The sequence below is a fragment of the Acidovorax facilis genome (genome assembly GCF_023913775.1).
Taxonomy (GTDB): domain Bacteria; phylum Pseudomonadota; class Gammaproteobacteria; order Burkholderiales; family Burkholderiaceae_C; genus Acidovorax; species Acidovorax facilis.
Window position 1 is genome coordinate 1 of the sequence record NZ_JAMXAX010000223.1, and the last position, 4,009, is coordinate 4,009.

Annotated in this window: 5 protein-coding genes and 1 pseudogene; 2 read left to right on the forward strand and 4 right to left on the reverse strand. The window is 60.9% G+C overall.

Annotated elements, in window-relative coordinates:
• The coding region (locus NFX52_RS29365; protein WP_252635965.1) for a hypothetical protein at positions 1–224 on the forward strand (224 nt) is incomplete at its 5' end.
• A 92-nt stretch (positions 225–316) separates the two neighbouring features.
• Here NFX52_RS29365 and NFX52_RS29370 read toward each other — a convergent pair.
• The 4 genes from NFX52_RS29370 to NFX52_RS29385 form a co-directional block, all read right to left on the reverse strand.
• Positions 317–634: a hypothetical protein gene (locus NFX52_RS29370; protein WP_055393582.1), complete on the reverse strand. Its 318-nt coding sequence runs from the start codon at positions 632–634 to the stop codon at positions 317–319.
• A gap of 237 nt (positions 635–871) precedes the next feature.
• On the reverse strand, positions 872–1,111 hold the full coding sequence (locus NFX52_RS29375) for a hypothetical protein (RefSeq protein ID WP_055393581.1): 240 nt from the start codon (positions 1,109–1,111) through the stop codon (positions 872–874).
• Positions 1,111–1,530, reverse strand: a complete 420-nt coding sequence (locus NFX52_RS29380) for a hypothetical protein (protein WP_055393579.1) — start codon at positions 1,528–1,530, stop codon at positions 1,111–1,113. The genes NFX52_RS29375 and NFX52_RS29380 overlap by 1 nt, the downstream gene beginning before the upstream one ends.
• A 302-nt stretch (positions 1,531–1,832) precedes the next feature.
• Positions 1,833–3,656 (reverse strand): glutamine--tRNA ligase/YqeY domain fusion protein, encoded by a 1,824-nt coding sequence (locus NFX52_RS29385; protein WP_207402244.1) that lies wholly within the window; start codon positions 3,654–3,656, stop codon positions 1,833–1,835.
• Between the two features lie 172 nt (positions 3,657–3,828).
• On the opposite strand from NFX52_RS29385, the pseudogene NFX52_RS29390 reads away from it, so the two are divergent.
• A pseudogene (locus NFX52_RS29390) lies at positions 3,829–4,009 on the forward strand (hypothetical protein); the annotation flags it as partial.

The following is a 4,009-nucleotide window of genomic DNA, read 5'->3' on the forward strand; positions in this document are numbered from 1 at the left end:
AAGAGGGGCAGGCGGCGCAGCCGCAGCAAGCGCCGCAGACCTACACCCAGATGCTGGGCAGCCCGCCCGAAGCAGGCGAGGTGCGCACGACCGATTGCGTGATGGCGGGCTTCCAGTTCAGCCCCACCGTGGCCAAACAAGGCTGGCAGGTGCAGGCCATGGGGCTGGTGTTTCAGCTGTCCACCGGCGGGCAGCCGTTGCGGGCGTTGGTGGAGCGGAAATAGAGGCGAAATGGGCCGTTTCCGCCTGATGGAATTGCCTTTTATGCTATCAAAATGAAAGCAAAAATGGTTCGGCGCGTGAGTGCAAGTGCCTTCTACGGATGGCTTCCCAAAGCGCCCAGCAACCGCGCACTCACCTCGGCTGCATCGGGCGTGGCGAACTGCATGTTGTGCTGCTCCGTCAGCGGGCCGTGGCCCGGCTCCATGCGGCCCGCAGCGTCGTAGCCCATGGCCTTGAACTTCCACACCCCGCCAACCAGCTTGAGCGAGCCCACATGCGCGCCATCTGCGGTGTGTACGGACACCGCGGCGGCGTTGATGGGGAGCAACTGCAAGGGGCCCGCCGGCGGGCCGGGCGGTATGTGGGCAAAGGTGGGGGTGAATGTGAGCGGCAGGGGTGAGGAAGGGAGCATGGCGGTGTTTTTATCGCAAATGGCGTGGCGCTTGCGGCGCAGTAGCTCGCTCTCTGTCCGGCGTGTCGCGTGTTGTGGGTGCTTTGCCGGCCGATCGCAGGTTTCGCTCTGCACCCCGTTGGAGACTATGGGCGGTTTGCATGGATCATGCAATTGGTCTCTAGCACTTATCTGTCTCTGGCGGCCAGGTGTTGCCGGTGGTTACTGGTCGGTGCCGGGCCCTAGGCTGGGCCACCATCAATCCTTGAGGCTCACCCCCACCAGCTTGTTCAGCTTTTTTGCATACGAGTCCCTGCGTTTTACGGCCTTTGTAGCCGTTTCCGTGGCGGCTTGGACTGCCTTGGGCCCCTTGTTCGCCGCAGCTTTGATCAATCCGAGCTTGTGAGCGGCATCTGCCTGCGCCCGCTGGAAAGTGGCGATGAGTTCAGCATGGGCAACGGATGAGTTCACAGGGACTTTCCTTTCAATCAGCGTCATCACCCTTGAAGGGTGACGTTGGTGCGAAGTAAGGCGGTTCTCAATTCGCGAGTCGCAGGTTTTGAAATATCCACCTTTTGAACAGCCACGTCGAACGGTGAGCCCGGCCTGATGCTGGTTGGCAGTATCTTTTTTGCTGGATTCTTGGCGGGGTACGTGCCCTGACCCGGACACATGCGAACGGAAAACCCGAATTCTTCGAGTGCACCTTTTGCATACAACTCTGCCAGTTGTTGAAACGTCACGAAGGTTGAACGTTTAACGTCTTTGAATCCTGGCTGGCTGATGTCGCGAACGATCTCAAATTTACCGAGTGAATCTCGCTGTGTATCGGTAAACGGATGCAGTAAGAAGGTCTGACGAACGCCATTCTTTTTGGACACCAGGGTGTGCTCGACGGTGATATCGGTTAGCAGCATGTTGTTTTCCTCGCTTTTCAGGCTGCAGCTTGCACAGCAGCATCATTCGCCATTCCGCCCAAAGTCGCAGACTGTGTTTTCACACCAAGCTACTGGGTAGCTGATGTCCTACCCCTTGAGATGCGAAGTGTTCGACGCAGAAAATTCTCATCTGAAGGCGGGGACTTTGACTAAACGGCAGCAAATGACAGATCTATATTGCACTGTGACAGGCCGTTTCGCATCGAAAGCTGTCATCAGTCCAAAAGAAAACGGCCAGCAAATATGGAAATTTGCTGGCCTTCTTTCCAATCAGGAGGTAATCACTTCCCCCACGAATCCTTCAACCCCACCGCCAAGTTAAACACCGGCTTGCCCGCCGCATGGTCCACCCGATCCGCCACAAAGTACCCATGCCGCTCAAACTGGAACTTGTCGTCCGGCTTGGCATTGGCCAGTGACGGCTCCACGATGGCGGTCACCACCTTCAGGCTGTTCGGGTTCAGGCTTTCAATGAAGTCCTTGCCGCCCGCGTCGGGGTGGGCGTCCAGGAACAGGCGGTCGTACATGCGCACTTCGGCATTCACGCCGTCGGCCACGCCCACCCAGGTGATGGCGGCTTTCACCTTCACGCTGTCGGCGCCGGGGGTGCCGCTCTTGGTGTCGGGCACCACGGTGGCCAGCACTTCGGTAATGACTCCGTTCGCATCCTTGGTGCAGCCGGTGCATTCGATGACGTAGCCGCCCTTCAGGCGCACCTTGTTGCCGGGGAAGAGGCGCTTGTAGCCCTTGGGCGGCACTTCTTCAAAGTCTTCGCGTTCGATCCAGACTTCCTTGCCGATGGTGAAGTGGCGCACGGGGCTTTCCACGCCCTCGGGTGGGTGGGGCAGTGCGGGCAGGCTGCAGGGCTCCAGGTGGCCTGCGCCCATCACGTCGTCCCAGTTGGTTAGCACCAGCTTGACGGGGTTGAGCACGGCCATGCCACGGTGGGCTTTCAGCTCCAGGTCTTCGCGCAGGCAGCCTTCCAGGGTGCTGTAGTCGATCCAGCTGTCGGACTTGGTCACGCCGATGCGTTCGGCAAAGGTCTGGATGGAGGCGGGCGTGTAGCCGCGGCGGCGCAGGCCCACGATGGTGGGCATGCGGGGGTCGTCCCAGCCACTGACCTTGTGGTCGTACACCAGCTGGGCGAGCTTGCGCTTGCTGGTGATGACGTAGGTGAGGTTCAGGCGCGCAAATTCGTACTGGCGGGGGGGCGGGCTGGCCAGGAGGCCGCCTTCGGTCAAGCGCTCCAGCAGCCAGTCGTAGAAGGGGCGCTGGTCTTCAAACTCCAGCGTGCACAGGCTGTGGGTGATCTGCTCCAGCGCGTCCTCGATGGGGTGCGCGTAGGTGTACATGGGGTAGATGCACCAGGTGTCGCCCGTGTTGTGGTGGGTGGCGCGGCGGATGCGGTAGATGGCCGGGTCGCGCATGTTGATGTTGGGACTGGCCATGTCGATCTTGGCGCGCAGCACCATGGAGCCATCTTCGTGCTGGCCGTCGCGCATTTCGCGGAACTTGGCCAGGTTTTCGGCCGGGGTGCGGCTGCGGAAGGGGCTGTCCACGCCGGGCTTGCTGAAGTCGCCCCGGTTGATGCGGATCTGCTCCACCGTCTGTTCGTCCACGTAGGCGTGGCCGGCTTCGATCAGGTACTCGGCGGCGCGGTACATGAAGTCGAAGTAGTCGCTGGCCTGGTAGGGAGCGGCGTCGGGTGCGCCGTTCCAGTCAAAGCCCAGCCATTTCACCGCGTCGATGATGCTGTTGACGTATTCGGTGTCTTCTTTTTCGGGGTTGGTGTCGTCAAAGCGCAGGTGGCAGATGCCGCCGTAGTCGCGCGCCAGGCCAAAGTTGATGCAGATGCTCTTGGCATGGCCCACGTGCAGGTAGCCGTTGGGCTCGGGCGGGAAGCGGGTGCGGATCTTGGCGGGGTCGGGCTCGCCCTGGGCGTGGTGGGCGGCGTCGCCGGGGGTGCCCGCCCAGCGGCGGGTTGTGTAGGTGCCTTTTTCCAGGTCATGCTCGATGATCTGGCGCAAAAAGTTGCTGGGCTTGACGGTTTCAGGGGCCGCAGAAGTGGCAGTGGCGGCGGTATTGGCGGGGGAGGGGGTGCTCATACAGCCATTTTAGGCGCCGGTTTCGTGATGGTTTACGCATAGAAACAGGCGCGTATACGTCCAGACACAACGTAAAGACGATTTTGTGCCATCCTTTTGCCTACTTGGTGCGTTATGTACCGGTGAGGTGAGTCCATTTGGCTGGCTGCCCTCGCTCAAACAGGAGATTTCCATGACGAAAACCCGTTCTATCTATGCCATGGCCGCTTCGGCTGGCGTGGCGCTGGCATTGCTGGCCGGCACGGGCGCAGCCCAGGCCCGCGACGTAAATTGGTCGGTTGGCATTGGCGTGCCTGGCGTGGTGGTGGGGGCCAGCAATGGCTACTACGCCCCTGCCCCGGTGTATGTGGCAC